The sequence below is a fragment of the Serratia sp. X3 genome, assembly GCF_014982455.1.
Lineage (GTDB): Bacteria > Pseudomonadota > Gammaproteobacteria > Enterobacterales > Enterobacteriaceae > Serratia > Serratia ureilytica.
Genome location: NZ_JADCNB010000001.1, coordinates 1,842,876 through 1,856,912, shown reverse-complemented (window position 1 = coordinate 1,856,912; position 14,037 = coordinate 1,842,876). Strand labels below are relative to the sequence as shown.

General features: G+C 58.9%; 18 protein-coding genes. 7 read left to right on the top strand and 11 right to left on the bottom strand.

The window, feature by feature from the left end; all coding sequences use genetic code 11:
* Nucleotides 1-84: 84 nt before the first annotated feature.
* Nucleotides 85-330, top strand: a complete 246-nt coding sequence (locus tag IMX17_RS08945) for a YceK/YidQ family lipoprotein (protein WP_033642658.1) — start codon at nt 85-87, stop codon at nt 328-330.
* Between the two features lie 6 nt (nt 331-336).
* Here the strand turns inward: IMX17_RS08945 and IMX17_RS08940 are convergent, their stop codons facing one another.
* Together IMX17_RS08940 and IMX17_RS08935 are read right to left on the bottom strand one after the other, a co-directional pair.
* Nucleotides 337-882, bottom strand: a complete 546-nt coding sequence (locus IMX17_RS08940) for a GNAT family N-acetyltransferase (protein WP_193549627.1) — start codon at nt 880-882, stop codon at nt 337-339.
* A 33-nt stretch (nt 883-915) separates the two neighbouring features.
* A complete protein-coding gene (locus tag IMX17_RS08935) occupies nt 916-1,293 on the bottom strand; it encodes a MysB family protein (RefSeq protein WP_015377419.1) in 378 nt (125 codons plus the stop codon).
* A 277-nt stretch (nt 1,294-1,570) separates the two neighbouring features.
* On the opposite strand from IMX17_RS08935, the gene IMX17_RS08930 reads away from it, so the two are divergent.
* From IMX17_RS08930 to IMX17_RS08915, 4 genes are read left to right on the top strand one after another with little or no spacing between them, the layout of a single operon-like run.
* Nucleotides 1,571-1,888 (top strand): helix-turn-helix transcriptional regulator, encoded by a 318-nt coding sequence (locus tag IMX17_RS08930; RefSeq protein WP_046899249.1) that lies wholly within the window; start codon nt 1,571-1,573, stop codon nt 1,886-1,888.
* The gene (locus tag IMX17_RS08925) at nt 1,878-2,312 is read left to right on the top strand and encodes a YeeE/YedE family protein (RefSeq protein WP_046899250.1); all 435 of its coding nucleotides are present in this window, start codon (nt 1,878-1,880) and stop codon (nt 2,310-2,312) included. Before IMX17_RS08930 ends, IMX17_RS08925 begins: the two co-directional genes overlap by 11 nt.
* Before the next feature lie 2 nt (nt 2,313-2,314).
* Nucleotides 2,315-2,743, top strand: coding sequence for a YeeE/YedE family protein (locus IMX17_RS08920; protein WP_193549626.1), 429 nt, complete (start codon nt 2,315-2,317; stop codon nt 2,741-2,743).
* On the top strand, nt 2,734-3,132 hold the full coding sequence (locus IMX17_RS08915; protein WP_182264711.1) for a VOC family protein: 399 nt from the start codon (nt 2,734-2,736) through the stop codon (nt 3,130-3,132). The genes IMX17_RS08920 and IMX17_RS08915 overlap by 10 nt, the downstream gene beginning before the upstream one ends.
* A 50-nt stretch (nt 3,133-3,182) precedes the next feature.
* Here the strand turns inward: IMX17_RS08915 and IMX17_RS08910 are convergent, their stop codons facing one another.
* From IMX17_RS08910 to IMX17_RS08895, 4 genes are all read right to left on the bottom strand, one after another.
* The gene (locus IMX17_RS08910) at nt 3,183-4,736 is read right to left on the bottom strand and encodes a peptide MFS transporter (RefSeq protein WP_193549625.1); all 1,554 of its coding nucleotides are present in this window, start codon (nt 4,734-4,736) and stop codon (nt 3,183-3,185) included.
* A 474-nt stretch (nt 4,737-5,210) separates the two neighbouring features.
* Nucleotides 5,211-6,449: a multidrug efflux MFS transporter MdtG gene (gene mdtG, locus IMX17_RS08905; protein WP_193549624.1), complete on the bottom strand. Its 1,239-nt coding sequence runs from the start codon at nt 6,447-6,449 to the stop codon at nt 5,211-5,213.
* A gap of 198 nt (nt 6,450-6,647) precedes the next feature.
* Complete coding sequence (locus IMX17_RS08900; RefSeq protein ID WP_033642669.1) at nt 6,648-6,932, bottom strand: YciI family protein; 285 nt, start codon at nt 6,930-6,932, stop codon at nt 6,648-6,650.
* Nucleotides 6,933-7,033: 101 nt separating this feature from the next.
* Complete coding sequence (locus IMX17_RS08895) at nt 7,034-7,954, bottom strand: Kdo(2)-lipid IV(A) acyltransferase (RefSeq protein WP_193549623.1); 921 nt, start codon at nt 7,952-7,954, stop codon at nt 7,034-7,036.
* Nucleotides 7,955-8,362: 408 nt separating this feature from the next.
* On the opposite strand from IMX17_RS08895, the gene IMX17_RS08890 reads away from it, so the two are divergent.
* Nucleotides 8,363-9,430: a rhodanese-related sulfurtransferase gene (locus tag IMX17_RS08890; protein WP_182264708.1), complete on the top strand. Its 1,068-nt coding sequence runs from the start codon at nt 8,363-8,365 to the stop codon at nt 9,428-9,430.
* A 43-nt stretch (nt 9,431-9,473) separates the two neighbouring features.
* Here IMX17_RS08890 and IMX17_RS08885 read toward each other — a convergent pair whose 3' ends face one another.
* Together IMX17_RS08885 and IMX17_RS08880 are read right to left on the bottom strand one after the other, a co-directional pair.
* Nucleotides 9,474-10,052 (bottom strand): YceI family protein, encoded by a 579-nt coding sequence (locus IMX17_RS08885; RefSeq protein ID WP_016928208.1) that lies wholly within the window; start codon nt 10,050-10,052, stop codon nt 9,474-9,476.
* Between the two features lie 23 nt (nt 10,053-10,075).
* Nucleotides 10,076-10,630: a cytochrome b gene (locus IMX17_RS08880; RefSeq protein WP_046899255.1), complete on the bottom strand. Its 555-nt coding sequence runs from the start codon at nt 10,628-10,630 to the stop codon at nt 10,076-10,078.
* Between the two features lie 442 nt (nt 10,631-11,072).
* Between IMX17_RS08880 and IMX17_RS08875 the strand changes: the two genes are divergently transcribed.
* Nucleotides 11,073-12,131, top strand: a complete 1,059-nt coding sequence (locus IMX17_RS08875) for an AI-2E family transporter (RefSeq protein ID WP_193549622.1) — start codon at nt 11,073-11,075, stop codon at nt 12,129-12,131.
* Here the strand turns inward: IMX17_RS08875 and IMX17_RS08870 are convergent.
* From IMX17_RS08870 to IMX17_RS08860, 3 genes are all read right to left on the bottom strand, one after another.
* Nucleotides 12,079-13,083: a zinc-dependent alcohol dehydrogenase family protein gene (locus tag IMX17_RS08870; RefSeq protein ID WP_193549621.1), complete on the bottom strand. Its 1,005-nt coding sequence runs from the start codon at nt 13,081-13,083 to the stop codon at nt 12,079-12,081. The two genes, IMX17_RS08875 and IMX17_RS08870, sit on opposite strands and share 53 nt — an antisense overlap.
* Nucleotides 13,084-13,086: 3 nt before the next feature.
* Nucleotides 13,087-13,203, bottom strand: a complete 117-nt coding sequence (locus IMX17_RS08865) for a DUF2770 family protein (protein WP_004927822.1) — start codon at nt 13,201-13,203, stop codon at nt 13,087-13,089.
* A gap of 122 nt (nt 13,204-13,325) precedes the next feature.
* Complete coding sequence (locus IMX17_RS08860; RefSeq protein ID WP_089191509.1) at nt 13,326-13,952, bottom strand: LuxR C-terminal-related transcriptional regulator; 627 nt, start codon at nt 13,950-13,952, stop codon at nt 13,326-13,328.
* Nucleotides 13,953-14,037 lie beyond the last annotated feature (85 nt).

The window sequence follows — 14,037 nt, the reverse complement described above, 5'->3', positions numbered from 1 at the left end:
TGCCGGTGAAAAAAGGGAACTGTGATAGACTGCGGCCGATGCGTTGTTCACTCGCGAAACAACCCCTTTCTCAGAGTCAATGTCGTGAAGCTCTCTTCCTATTTTCGCCTGGCCTGCGTGACGGCCGGCGTGATGGCCCTAACCGGCTGCGGCAGCATTATCAGCCGCACCGTGCCCGGCGCCGGGCACGGTCACCAGTATTATCCCGGCGTGCAGTGGGATCTGCGCGATACGCCCTGGCGCTACGTCACGGTGATAGACGTGCCGCTGTCGATGGTGGTGGACACCTTTATGCTGCCGTTCGATGCGCAGCATGGCCCCTACGAGTAACTTCGTTCAGCGGGTGGCGAACACCACCAGCTGATAGCCTTTCTGCCCGCAATGGAAAGGCGCCAGCACCGTCATCCCCAGCCCTTGCACGTGAGCGGCCAACGAATGCGGATTGTCGTCGTCGATAAACAGTGCGCCCACGTCGTAATCATGGCGGGTGTGCGCTTTGACTGCGGCGTAGAGGCGCTTTAATACGCCTTTGCCGCGCCAGGCCATGCCGAGGCAGACCGGGCCGTAGAGAAATACCCGCTGCTCACGCAGCGGCCGTCCGGCGAATGAGTGCGTGGCGAGCGTCGCCAGCATCGCATCCACCACCGGCGGCCGCGGCTGCGCGTCAGCGGGCATCAGGCAAACGAACCCCGCCAGTTGGCCTTCCTGTTCCGCCACCCATATGCCGATGCCGCGGTTGATCGCCGTCAGCTGCGCCTCATTCATGCGCGATACGATAAATCCCTGCCGTTTTTGGCGCTCATCGAGCGCTTCCGGCACGTTTTCCGCCTGCAGCTGCAAAATGGCGGGGTAGTCGGTGGGGCGGGCCTGGCGAATGTTCATGCTGCCTCCTTGGCGTTCAAAGCGTCGTGCGGGTTAACGTTCATCCCACTCATCGGCGGCGGCCTGGCCTTCTTCGGTATCCAGCGGCGGCTCGAGCTGGAAGTCGCCTTCCTCCCATTCGTACAGGGTGTTTTCGTCTATCCACTCGGCGGTGATTTCCACCTCGTCGTAGTCACCGTCGAAGATCGCCTGCGCCGCCGCACCGCTGCGCAGCGTCAGGCATTCCACCGCCTCGCCTTCTTCTTCGAAGAACTCCGCCTGCCACATCGTGTCGCCATCCTGCATCACGTACTTTTGCAGATTGAACTGCTGTGGCACCGGCGGTTCGTCACCGCCGCCGCCTTCGGCGGTGTCGAGAAATTCTTCGCGTGCGGCCTCGATGGCTTCTTCCAGGGTTGCATACAGGCTCATGTTCGCCTCCGTTGACAATGAGAGTAAAGCGTCCGGCGTGCTGCCGGCGCGGTGGGGGAAAACGTCAAAACTAATTGTTGTCTCACTGGCGCAGGATGCAAATTTTTTTGTTGTCCGCTCTGCGACGACGGTTGTCCGCAAAGCGGGAGAAGCAGGCGCGGAGGCGGGAAATAATGACGGTATCGTTCACTCAGGCATTTTCACGCCAGCCTGTGGCTTTGTATGCGAATACTCTATAAAATAATATTATATAATTTTATATATTGATGGAGGGGCAATGGATATTGACGCGATGCGCAAGGCGGCGGCGCAGGCCGGCGCGATGCTGCGCACCCTGGGCAACGAAGATCGGCTGCTGCTGCTGTGCCGGCTCAGCCAGGGCGAGATGGCGGTGAGCGAGCTGGCGCAGGCGCTGGATATCCGCCAGCCGACGCTGTCCCAGCAGCTTGGCGTGCTGCGGGAGGAAGGGTTGGTCTCCACCCGGCGCGCCGGCAAGCAGATTTACTATGCGGTGGCCGATGCCAAAGCGCTGGCGCTGCTCCATACCCTGTATCAGCTTTATTGCCCACAACCGGAGAACCGCGATGACTATTGACTGGCAGCACTTCACGCCTTATTCCGCGCTGGCGGGCGGGGCCATTATCGGCGGCGCGGTGGCGCTGCTGCTGCTGTTCAACGGCCGGATCGCCGGCATCAGCGGCATTACCGGCGGTGTATTGAGTGCCGGTGGCCAGGAGCGGGGCTGGCGCGTCGCATTTATTGGCGGGTTGCTGCTCTCTCCCTGGCTGTATGCTGCCGCTGCGGCTTTGCCGTCCGGTGAGATCGCGATCGGCAACGGCGGGCTGGCGGCCGCAGGGCTGTTGGTGGGATTGGGCACGCGATTGGGCAGCGGTTGCACCAGCGGGCACGGCGTGTGCGGCGTCGCACGGTTAGCGCCGCGTTCGCTGGCCGCCACGGCGGTGTTTATGCTGCTGGGCTTTATGACCGTGTGGTTGATGCGCCACCTGGCGGGTGGTTGAGAATGCTTAAAACGCTGTTGGCGCTGCTGAGCGGCGTCATTTTCGGCCTGGGGTTGATCGTCGCCGGCATGGCCAATCCGGCTAAAGTATTGGCGTTTCTTGACGTTACCGGCGCGTGGGATCCCTCGCTGGCGTTGGTGATGGCTGGAGCGATCGCGGTGGCGGCGCCGGCCTTCCTGTGGGCGAGGCGACGAGAGCGTAGCCTGTTGGGGGAAACGCTGCAGATCCCGGCCGCCGGGCGTGTGGATCGTCGTTTGCTGGCGGGCAGCGCGCTGTTCGGCATCGGCTGGGGCATCGCGGGTATTTGCCCCGGCCCAGCCTGGGTGTTGGTCGGGGCGGAGATAAGCCGGGTATGGCCGTTCCTGCTGGCGATGCTGGCGGGTATGGCGCTGTATGACGTTATCATGAGGAGGAAGAGTACATGTCGATAGCCAAAGCGGTGTTGCGCATCGCGCGCCCGACCGATCGGTTGCAAGAGATTGCGACGCTGTATTGCCGCGGGCTGGGTTTCGAAAAGCTGGGCGAGTTTGTCGATCATCAGGGGTTCGACGGCATAATGATCGGGCATCCGCAGCATGCCTACCATCTGGAGTTCACGCAGCATCGCGGGGTGCGGGTTGGACAGGCGCCGACGCAGGATCATCTGCTGGTATTTTATCTGCCGGATGAGAACGCATGGCGGGCCGCGTGTGAGCGGATGCGGGCGGCGGGGTTCTTAGCGGTCGCCGCCTATAATCCTTATTGGGATCGGGCGGGGCAAACCTTTGAAGATCCTGATGGCTACCGGGTGGTATTGCAACATCAGGCCTGGCAAGCATAAAAAAAACCGGCGCATCGAGCGCCGGTTTGCGAGATAAAACGGGCTATCCGTCAGGCGTTAGTCGCCGGTTTTTGCGCGTTCTTGGACTGGGTATTTTCCAGCATGCGGCGAATCGGCACGATCAGCACGATAAGTACGGCAGCGCAGATCAGCAACGCGACGGAGCAGCGGGCGAACAGATTCGGCAGCATATCCAGTTGGTCGGCCTTGACGTGACCGCCGATCAGACCGGCCGCCAGGTTGCCCAACGCGCTGGCGCAGAACCACAGCCCCATCATCTGACCGCGCATTCTCTCCGGCGCCAGCAGCGTCATGGTGGCCAGCCCGATCGGGCTCAGGCACAGTTCACCCAGCGTCAGCATCAGAATGCTGCCCACCAGCCACATCGGCGATACGCCGGCGCCGCCGTTGCTCAGCACATTCTGCGCGGCCAGCATCATCAGGCCAAAACCGCCGGCGGCGCACAGGATGCCGATCACGAACTTGGTGATGCTGCTCGGACGCACGTTATTGCGCGCCAGCGCAGGCCAGGCCCAGCTGAAGACCGGCGCCAGCAGGATGATGAACAGGGCGTTGATCGACTGGAACCATACCGCCGGGATCTCGAAGTCGCCGATCATGCGATTGGTATAATCGTTGGCGAACAGGTTAAACGAGGTCGGTTTCTGTTCAAACGCTGACCAGAAGAAGGCGGCGGAGATCAGCAGGATGAAGCACACCAGCAGGCGTGCGCGCTCTTTGCGGCTCAGGCCGGCAAAGGCGAACAGATAGATGAAGTACAACGTGACCGACGCGGCGATCACGTACACCAGCACGCTGGCCACCTCGACCGGATTGATGACGATAGTGCCTTGGGCGATCAGCACGATGACCGCCACCAGGATGGCCGTCAACGCCAGCAACCAGGTGCCGACGCCTTTTTTCTTCGCGACCGGGCTGTTCCAGGTGGAGTCCAGGCCCACTTCGCGGTCATAGCGTTTCATCGCCGGGACGGCGAATACCCGGAAGATCACCAGCGCCACCAGCATCCCGATACCGCCGATGCCGAAGCCCCAGTGCCAGCCGTGTGACTTGATCAGCCAGCCGGAGATCAGCGGGGCGATGAACGAACCGATGTTGATGCCCATGTAGAACAGCGAGAAACCGCCGTCGCGACGCGCATCGCCTTTCTTGTACAGCGTGCCGACCATCACCGAGATACAGGTCTTGAACAGGCCGGAACCGAGCACGATGAACATCAGACCGATGAAGAACAGGTTGGTGCCCATCACTGCGGACAGCGCGATCGACAGGTGGCCGAGCGCGATCAGAATCGAACCGTACCAGACGGCCTTGCGTTGGCCGAGCCAGTTGTCCGCCAGCCAGCCGCCGGGCAGCGCCGCCAGGTACATGCTGCCGGCGAAGATGCCGACGATCGCCGACGCGTTCTCGCGCGCCAGGCCCAGGCCGCCGTCGTACACCGTGGCGGCCATAAACAGGATCAGCAGCGGACGAATGCCGTAGAACGAGAAGCGCTCCCACATTTCGGTGAAGAACAGAGAACCCAGCGGATAGGGATGGCCGAAGAAGGTCCGGCTTTCTGACTTATTGACAGAGGATTGCATAACGATTTCCCAATAAAAGGCGCTGCAAGGCTGCAGCCCGTACTGTGGTATGTATGTGTATTTAATGAAGGCGATCCGCCCAATGCGGATTACCCGACAAAACCGCGGCTGCAACGCTGATAAACCGTGGAAAGCGTGCTGACCTTTTCTTCACTTGGCCGATGGTTCACATCTGGCGTGATATTATTTAACCATTTGATAACTGGTCGTTGGATTTGTCTAGTACCTGTATCCCATTTTTTAGACGAAAAGTCGACAAGCATCTCCTTTTCTGGTTTTTCTGTTGGTTGTGACAGGAATATGATTGACAGCGGGTTTTATGCGCTGAAAGTTAATTATTTGTTGATAAACAAGATGTTGTATTAAGAATGTTCTGGGTGAGGCGAAAATTCACCGGCGGCGAGAAAGCATTATTAAAAATAGGGGAAACGCGCCGTTGATCCGGCCAACGGCGGAAACTGGCGATAAATGCAGCTATTGCTCTTCCTGCAGCGTATCTTCCCGCATATAGCCCGGCCGTCGTCGCAGACACCACCAGGAATAGCCGGCGTTGAACAGCACCACCAGCGCGGTGACGCCGAAGACTGCGCGAAAACCGTAACCGGCGGAGACAACGGCACCGAGCAGCGGGCCGCTAACGTTGCCGACGTCGCGGAACGACTGGTTATAGCTGAAAATACGGCCGGCCACCTGATTGGTGCAGTTATAAATCAACAGCGTCTGTACCGCCGGCAGCAACGCGCCGTCGGCCGCCCCCAGCAGAAAACGCAGCACCCCGAGTTGCCACGGCGTTTGCACGAACGCCATCGGGATCAGCAGCAGCACCGAGACGATCAGCATGAACACCAGTATGCGTTCCGGGCCGATGCGATCGCCCAGCTTGCCCAGCCGCGGGGCGCTCATCAATGCCGCGACGCCGGGCACCGAGGCGATCAGCCCGCTGATAAACGCCAGATTGTGGGTGACGCCGGCCAAATCGCGCACATACAGCGTCAGGATCGGCGCGATCGAGCCGGTGGCGATCTGGATGATCATGGTGGTGACGAACAGGCTGAGCACCAGCTTCGGATTTTTCAGCGAAGCGAACACCTGTTTTACGTGCAACATGTCGCGCTTTTGTACCGGGGTGAATTGTTCTTTGACATACAGCAGCGTCAGCACGAAGCAGACGAACAGCACCGCGGCGGTGATATAAAACACCGGGCGCAGGCCGTATAAATCGGCCAGCAGCCCCCCGATCAGAGGGCCGACCAGCGCACCGCCGACGCCGCCGGTGGACAGGGTGCCGAGCGCCCAGCCGCTGCGGTTGCGCGGCACCTGGGTGGCGATCAGCGCGTTGGCGTTGGGAATGAACCCGCCGAGCAGCCCCAGCACCGCACGCAGCGCGAGAAACTGCCAGACCGTTTGCGCCATGCCCATCAGCGCCATGACGATCGCCATACCGAGCGCCGAACGCAGCAGCATCAGTTTGCGGCCGCGTCGATCGGCCAGGGCGCCCCAGAACGGCGCGGCGATAGCGGAAAACAGAAAGGTGATGCTGAACAGCAGACCGGACCACATGTTGAGCGCCTGATGGCCGGTAACGCCCAGCGTCTCTACGTACAGCGGCAGAAACGGCATCACCAGGCTGAAGGCGGCGCCGGTGAGAAAACATCCCAGCCAGGCGACGAAAAGATTGCGTTTCCAGTTAACGGGTTCTGCTGCCGAAGCCATAAATGTTCACTGCCGAAAGGTGACGCGTTTTGCCGGTGGCGAGCTGATGGGCAAAACGTGAAAGTTAGCGTGGTAAGTATGCGCCGCAGGCGCGGCGACGGCAAACGAGGGGGCGCAGATAGGGCGAAAAATGAAATAAAGTTTTAAAAATAGAGTTTAAACCGTATTCCGCGCTTGGCGCGCGGAATTTACAGCGTTTTATAGTCCGGCCAGCGCCTCGAAACCGGCGGCGGTGGTGGTGGCGCTAAAGTCGGTGACCTCGTAGTGGGCCACGGCGTTGAACGGATCTTCGGCCAGGATGGCGTCCAGCCGAGCACGCTCAATGCCTTTGGCCAGGATCACGCCGCCGGTGCGGGGATTCTTGCGGCCGGAGGCGACGAAGGTGCCGTCCTGAAAATATTTCTTAAGCCAGGCGATGTGCCCGTCAAGGTGGCTGTCGACGTCGGCGATTGGGCGATGGTAGGTCAGGCTGACAATGTACATGGCGGCTCCAATGGTGGCGGCAAAAGCATTAACATCCCACCCTCGCCGGCGATTCTCAAGGGGCGCGCAATAAAAAACCCGCCGGCGGCGGGTTTGCGTGATCAGTACAGCGAAGGCTCGCCTTCCGGGCGGGTCTTGAAGCGGCGGTGCAGCCACATGTATTGGTCCGGCGCCATCAGGATCTCTTTTTCCACCACTTTATTCATAAAGGCGGCGGCGTCGAGTTCGTTGTCCAGCGGGAAGTTTTCCACCGCCGGCTGCATGATCAGCTCATAGCCTTTGCCGTCCGGCAGGCGACGCGGGGTGAACGGAATGATCGCCGGTTTGCCCATCCGCACCAGCACGTAGCTGCCGGTGGTGGTGGCGGCTTTATCCACCGCGAACAGCGGCACGAAAACGCTGCTGCGCGGGCCGTAGTCGTGATCCGGCGCATACCAGATGATATCGCCCTGTTTCAGGGCGCGGATCATGCCTTTGACGTCTTTACGATCCAGCATCGATTTGTTGGAACGCATCCGGCCCCAGGTTTGCAGCCAGTCCATCAGCTTGTTGTCGTGCGGGCGGTAAACGCCGATGCCCGGGTTGTGAATACCGAAGATGCGCGCGCCCAACTCCAGCGTCAAAAAGTGCAGGCCAATCAGCAACACGCCCTGATGGTTGTCGCGCGCTTTTTGAATGTGCTCCAGGCCGCTGACCTTGAACCAGCGCTCGATGCGCCAGTTCGGCCAGAACCACGCCATGCCGGTTTCAAACAACCCCATGCCGACCGATTCGAAATTCTTTACCACCAGCGCATCGCGTTCAGTCTGCGGCATGTCGGGAAAACAGAGTTCGAGGTTACGTTGGGCGATAACGACGCGCCGCTTGAGAAAGCGCATGGAAAATCGCCCGATCGAGGTGCCGAGCCAGTAGATGACGGGATAAGGCAGCAACACCAGCAGATACAGCAAGCCGATGCCTACCCAGGTCAGCCAGTAGCGCGGGTGCAATAAGGAGCGATTGAAAGTAGGGACTTGAGTCATTGGTTCTCTGTTTTAATACGGTTGTTTAAGTGTAATGACAGAGTCATAGCATGGTCTGACGGCCGGGTGGGCTCGGTCGCTAGGTTCGTTTCTGCCGATTGTTTGCGACTATTGTGGCATTTTTCTGGCGATCCGGGAAAACACAACGCATTAAAATCCCTTTTTGGGCGTTAAATATGCATCGAGCGCCGAATTTTTCCACAATATTTCCTGCCAAGAGCCCATGGCGATATCATTATCAGGAAGGTAAATTACGGTGGCATCCGGGATGAGCGCGCGATGCAGGTATGCGCACGCGAGCGCCAGGGCTGCGCGGCGGCGGTTTTTCGGGTATGATGTGCGCCGCGCGCGGGCCGGCTGGCTGCGCGCGGTAACTCAGTCACCTCCCGAAAGACAGGAAAGTACACCATGCCAGTGTTACATAACCGAATTTCTAATGAGGAACTGAAGGCGCGCATGCTGGCGGAAACCGAGCCGCGCACCACAGTTTCTTTTTACAAATACTTCTCCATCGACGATCCCAAGGCGTTTCGCGACAGCCTGTACGTTCAGTTCGAAAAACTGAAGGTGTTCGGCCGCATCTACGTGGCGAAAGAGGGCATCAACGCGCAGATCAGCGTGCCGCAGCATAACTTCGACGTGTTCAAAGCCGCGCTATTTGCCTCGCACCCGGCGTTGGATCAGGTCCGCCTGAATATCGCGCTGGAAGACGACGGCAAATCCTTCTGGGTGCTGCGCCTCAAGGTGCGCGAGCGCATCGTGGCTGACGGCATCGATGACGAGAGCTTCGATCCGAGCAACGTCGGTGAGTATCTGCAGGCCGATCGCGTCAATCAGATGATCGACGATCCGAATACGGTATTCGTCGATATGCGCAACCACTATGAGTACGAAGTCGGCCATTTCGAAAACGCCATCGAGGTGCCGTCGGATACCTTCCGCGATCAGCTGCCGATGGCGGTGGAGATGTTGCAGGACAGCAAAGACAAGAATATCGTCATGTACTGCACCGGCGGCATTCGCTGTGAAAAAGCCAGCGCCTATATGCTGCACAACGGCTTTAAAAATATCTACCACGTGGAAGGCGGGATTATCGAGTACACCCGCAAAGCGAAAGAACAGGGGTTGCCGCTGAAGTTTATCGGCAAAAACTTCGTGTTCGATGAGCGTATGGGGGAGCGCATCTCCGACGATGTGATCGCCAACTGCCACCAGTGCGGCGCGCCGTGCGATACCCATACCAACTGCAAGAACGACGGCTGCCATCTGCTGTTCATTCAGTGCCCGAGCTGCGCCGCCAAGTTTGAAGGATGCTGCAGTGAGATTTGCCGCGAAGAGCTGAAGTTGCCGCGCGAAGAGCAGCGCGCGCGCCGTGCCGGCCGCGAAAACGGCGTCAAGATTTTCAATAAATCGAAAGGATTGTTGCAGACCACGATGCACATTCCGGCACCGGAAGAAGAAGGCCCAGCCCGCTGAGCCTGAGGAACCGACAAGCCCGGTCGCCAAGCCGGGCTTTTTTTTATTTCTCGCGCACGCCTTCTACGGAGATGATCAGCTCAACGTCTTGCGACGCCGGGCCCAGATCGGTGGTGATGCCGAAATCTTTCAGCTTGATCTTGCCGTTGGCTTCAAAGCCGGCGCGGTAGCCGCCCCACGGATCGTTGCCCTGGCCAATCAGTTTGGCATCGAGCGTAACCGGTTTGGTGACGCCGTTCAGCGTCAGGTTGCCGACCACCGCGTAACCGTCGCCGCTTTTCTTCACTTCGGTGGATTCAAACTTGGCTTGCTTGTTCTTCTCCACGTTGAGGAACTCTGCGCTGCGCAGGTGCTTGTCGCGCTCGGCGTGGTTGGTGTCGACGCTGGCGGTATTGATGGTCACGTTGACCTTGTCCTTGGACGGATCTTTCTCGTCGAAGGTGAAGCCGCCGTCGAAGTCTTTAAAGCTGCCGTACAGCCAGCTGTAGCCCAGGTGCTGGATGCGGAACTCGATAAAGGCGTGTTGGCCTTGTTTATCGATCTTGTAGTCTGCCGCCAGTGCGGAACCGGCGCTCAGCAGCAGGGCGCCTGCGGTCAGGCCCAATACGGTCTTTTTCAACATAGCAATCTCCATAAATCCAAAGGTTAATCGGCGCTGCTACCCAGCATCCGTTTCAAAGTGACATCACGATCGATAAAGTGATGTTTAAGCGCGGCCAGCCCGTGCAGTACCGAGAGCACTACCACGGCCCAGGCCAGGTAAAGGTGTATGGTGCCGGCGGTGTCGGCCTGTTCCGCCATGCCGGTCACGGTGGCGGGCACGTTGAACCAGCCGAACACGCTGATCGGTTGGCCGTCTGCGGTAGAGATCAGATAACCGCTGATCAGAATGCCGAACAACACGGCGTACAGCGCCAGATGCGCGAGGATGGCGCTGACGCGAGTGAAACGGCCATAGCTGGCCAGCGGTTTGGGCGGCGGTGAGACAAAGCGCCAGACCACGCGGATCACCATCACGATGAACAGCAGCGTGCCGATGCTTTTGTGGATCTCCGGCGCCTGATGGTACCAGACGTCGTAATAGCCCAGCGTGACCATCCACAGGCCGAGTGCGAACATGCCGTACACCGTCAGCGCCACCAGCCAGTGGATCAACACTGACACATGGCCGAAACGATCGGCGGTATTTTTCCAGAGCATCCTGTTTCCTTCGATTACCGATTGGCTGGCTGCAATAATTAAACTTTAGGAAACATAAAATCAATAATAAATTTAACTATGTTACTACTTTGAAATATTAGTCAGTGAATTTGTTCGAGATGTTCGGAGTTAATCAGATAAATCGTTGGAGATAATATTATTTCGCTCACCAGAGGTTTATGCTAGTCATTGAAAAATGGGGCTATTATCTATTAATGTCAGCTTTTGTCATTTTACGTAAACCCCTCGTGAGTTGCCCAGCGAGATTATTTGTTGGCAAAGGTTATGCCTATTTATTGCGGCGCAGAGCAGGGCGGAAATATTAACTTTGTCGAACGGTTGCGCTAAATCCCCTGCGGTGCAACGGCGGATTTTGCTACCATTAGCGCCAAGAGCCGGCGCCCTGGCGCCGGTTAACCCAGTGAAATAACAAGGAAACGTCATGGGCCGAACCCGTGTGACCGACAGCAGCCTGCGTCTGGCCGTCCTGCTGGCGATGTTGGTGATCATTTTGGCCGGGGTGAAAGCCGCCGCCGACATTGTGGTGCCGTTTTTGCTGGCGGTATTTCTCGCCATGGTGCTGAATCCGCTGGTGGCGATGCTGGAGCGTAAACGGGTGCCGCGTATCGTCGGGGTGACGCTGCTGGTGACGACGGTGATCGTGGTCGTGATGCTGTTTATCGGCATGCTGGGGGCTTCGCTGAACGAGTTTGCTCGTTCGCTGCCGCAGTACCGCGGCATGATGATCGAGAAGCTGCGCGAGCTGCAGCATTACGCCGACCGTTTCAATATCAGCCTTTCCAGCGAAGCGATGCTGCAGTATGTCGATCCCAGCGCGGCGATGAATCTGGTCACCCGCATGCTGGGGCACCTGTCTGGCGCCATGACCAACGTCTTTCTGCTGCTGATGACCGTGGTGTTTATGCTGTTCGAAGTGCAGTTGCTGCCTTACAAACTGCAACAGGCGCTGGATAAGCCGAACGAGGGGCTCGCCGCGATGCGGCGGGCGCTGGATGGTGTGACGCGCTATCTGGTGATTAAAACCATCATCAGCCTGGCCACTGGGGTAATCGTCTGGATCTTCCTGGCAGCGGTCGGCGTGCGTTTTGCCTTTATCTGGGGGCTGCTGGCATTTCTGCTTAACTACATTCCCAACATTGGCTCGGTATTGGCCGCCATTCCGCCGCTGATTCAGGCGCTGTTGTTCAACGGATTGGGTGATGCGCTGGTGGTGGCGGGCGGCTTTATCGCTGTCAACATGGTGATCGGCAATATCCTCGAGCCGCGCGTGATGGGGCGCGGGCTGGGGTTGTCGACGCTGGTGGTGTTCCTGTCGCTGATCTTTTGGGGCTGGCTGCTCGGCCCGGTGGGCATGTTGCTGTCGGTGCCGCTGACGATCGTGGCGCGCATCGCGCTGGAGACCACCGAGGGCGGCTATCGGCTGGCGGTTATCCTGGGGGACGGCCGCCCGCCGCGCCAGCCTCCGGCGGCACCGGAGTGAGGAAGATTTTGCCATTCACGCCGGGCTGGGCGGCGTGGTGCAGCGCCGCTGCGTACTGACACAAAGGATAAATCGCGGCGGGTGGGCGCAGCGCCAGCTGGCCGCGTCGCAGCAGCTGGAATAACTGATAAAACGCCGTCTGCCATTGCGCCGGCGCTGCCTGTGCGTTCCATTTGCGCAAGTGGAACAGCGAAGCGCGCAGCTTTAACTCGTCCACCACGCGCCGCCAGTCTACCTGGCGGCCGCTAAGCAGGCCCAGCGCCACAAAATCGCCGCCGGTGCGGACCGCCCGCGCCAACTGCAATCCGTCTTCACCACCGATGCAGTCGATGGCCGCACGGGCGCCAAAATTCGTCATTTCCGCCAGCTGCGGCGCTTCGATAACGCGCCAGGCGCCGGCGGCCAGCAACGCCTGGCGATGAGCGCCGTTGCGCGCCACGACCGCCAGACGAATGCCGCGCAGCGCCGTCAGCTGCGCCAGCAGCAGGCTGACTGCGGAGCCGCCGCCGTTGAGCAGCAGTACGTCGCCGGCGTTGAGCGGCAGCCATTGGGTCAACAGCACCCAGCAGGTGAGCGGGTTGATATAGATTTGCGCTGCGCAGGCGTCGTCGATGTCGTCCGGCACCCAGACCACCCGATCTTCAGGCAGCGTGACGAACGTTTGCCAACTGCCGTTACCCGCTACCGCCAGCGCGCGTCGGCCCGCTGAATGCCCATTCTGCGGATTGACGATGACGCCCACGCCTTCATATCCCGGCACCTGAGGAAGGGCGATACGGTGCGCGTATTGGCCGTGGATCGGGATCAGATCGGAAGGGTTGATCGGGGCATAGCGCATCTGCAATAACCGTTGTCCGGGGCGCAGCAGCGGTCTGCTCGTCTGCTGCAATTCCAACACCTGGGCGGGTTCGCCGAAGCGGCTGAAGCTCAATCGGGGAAATAACGGCGGCATGGATTACATGACGAAGAAGAAATAGACATCCAACGCCAGCAGCACCAGCCACAGACAAAGGTACAGCACCAGATGCTCACGCACATTGTTGACGATAGCCGCCAGTATTCGGTTTAACATTTCAGCCGCCTGAAGAGAAGGACCTTTGATTATAGTCCTTTTCTCGGCGTCATTTATAGCGCGCCGCGCGTGAGTGGCGGGAAAGTGGTGATAAAAAAGCCTGCGTTATCGCAGGCTTGAGGTTACACGGCCAACAGCGCCAGCGGCGTTGAATTCGCCGGCGTGCTCGGCGGGTAGAAATAGCGCAGCACGTTATACAGCGAGTAAAACTCCAGCCGGTTGCGCGCGTTGATCTTTTCCGTGATGTGACGCTTGTGCACATAGACCGTATGGGAGCTGATCTGCAGTTTTTTCGCAATGCGGTAGTTAGGCATCTCTGCCATCCAATACTTCATTACCGTCAGCTCCTGCGGGCTGAACAGGGAACGCTCTTCGCCGTCATCGGCCAGCGCCAGCGGATCCTCGCGCAGCGTGCGTAAGGTGAGCGGCAGAATGCTTTTATTGAACAGAAAGGCGTTATCGGCGATGCGCATTGGCGCTTCGCTGTATGGGTAAGGTGTGTCGAGATAAATAAACAGCAAGGCGGACTGGCTGGCTTCCATAAAGGCCTGCAGTTGCGCGTCCGCTTCGTTATAGCGGCATTGGTTGCTGAGGTTCACCAGAATGTGGCTCGGCTGGAAGCTGGCCAACAGCGATGTAGCGTATTCAATGCTGTGGCAGCACTTGATCGTCGTGATCCCACTATCAGCAAAGTAGCTGGCTATACCGACCCGGGTGAAGCAGCATTCGTCCACGACAAGTAGTTTCATGGTGACGTCCTTGTTGAAAGCCGATGGAGCATATCTTCTGTAAAATAGGACTTACACTGCAAGTGTTCAATTCGGAAATTCAACT

Bases quoted from the DNA above. Each gene is read 5' to 3' on its own strand.
- IMX17_RS08880 (WP_046899255.1), bottom strand. From the start codon at position 10,630: ATGCTCTGGAAAAATACCGCCGATCGTTTCGGCCATGTGTCAGTGTTG.
- IMX17_RS08865 (WP_004927822.1), bottom strand. From the start codon at position 13,203: ATGTTAAACCGAATACTGGCGGCTATCGTCAACAATGTGCGTGAGCAT.
- IMX17_RS08910 (WP_193549625.1), bottom strand. From the start codon at position 4,736: ATGCAATCCTCTGTCAATAAGTCAGAAAGCCGGACCTTCTTCGGCCAT.
- IMX17_RS08900 (WP_033642669.1), bottom strand. From the start codon at position 6,932: ATGTACATTGTCAGCCTGACCTACCATCGCCCAATCGCCGACGTCGAC.
- IMX17_RS08860 (WP_089191509.1), bottom strand. From the start codon at position 13,952: ATGAAACTACTTGTCGTGGACGAATGCTGCTTCACCCGGGTCGGTATA.
- IMX17_RS08930 (WP_046899249.1), top strand. From the start codon at position 1,571: ATGGATATTGACGCGATGCGCAAGGCGGCGGCGCAGGCCGGCGCGATG.
- IMX17_RS08890 (WP_182264708.1), top strand. From the start codon at position 8,363: ATGCCAGTGTTACATAACCGAATTTCTAATGAGGAACTGAAGGCGCGC.
- IMX17_RS08920 (WP_193549626.1), top strand. From the start codon at position 2,315: ATGCTTAAAACGCTGTTGGCGCTGCTGAGCGGCGTCATTTTCGGCCTG.
- IMX17_RS08915 (WP_182264711.1), top strand. From the start codon at position 2,734: ATGTCGATAGCCAAAGCGGTGTTGCGCATCGCGCGCCCGACCGATCGG.
- IMX17_RS08875 (WP_193549622.1), top strand. From the start codon at position 11,073: ATGGGCCGAACCCGTGTGACCGACAGCAGCCTGCGTCTGGCCGTCCTG.
- IMX17_RS08935 (WP_015377419.1), bottom strand. From the start codon at position 1,293: ATGAGCCTGTATGCAACCCTGGAAGAAGCCATCGAGGCCGCACGCGAA.
- mdtG (WP_193549624.1), bottom strand. From the start codon at position 6,449: ATGGCTTCGGCAGCAGAACCCGTTAACTGGAAACGCAATCTTTTCGTC.
- IMX17_RS08885 (WP_016928208.1), bottom strand. From the start codon at position 10,052: ATGTTGAAAAAGACCGTATTGGGCCTGACCGCAGGCGCCCTGCTGCTG.
- IMX17_RS08870 (WP_193549621.1), bottom strand. From the start codon at position 13,083: ATGCCGCCGTTATTTCCCCGATTGAGCTTCAGCCGCTTCGGCGAACCC.
- IMX17_RS08940 (WP_193549627.1), bottom strand. From the start codon at position 882: ATGAACATTCGCCAGGCCCGCCCCACCGACTACCCCGCCATTTTGCAG.
- IMX17_RS08895 (WP_193549623.1), bottom strand. From the start codon at position 7,954: ATGACTCAAGTCCCTACTTTCAATCGCTCCTTATTGCACCCGCGCTAC.
- IMX17_RS08925 (WP_046899250.1), top strand. From the start codon at position 1,878: ATGACTATTGACTGGCAGCACTTCACGCCTTATTCCGCGCTGGCGGGC.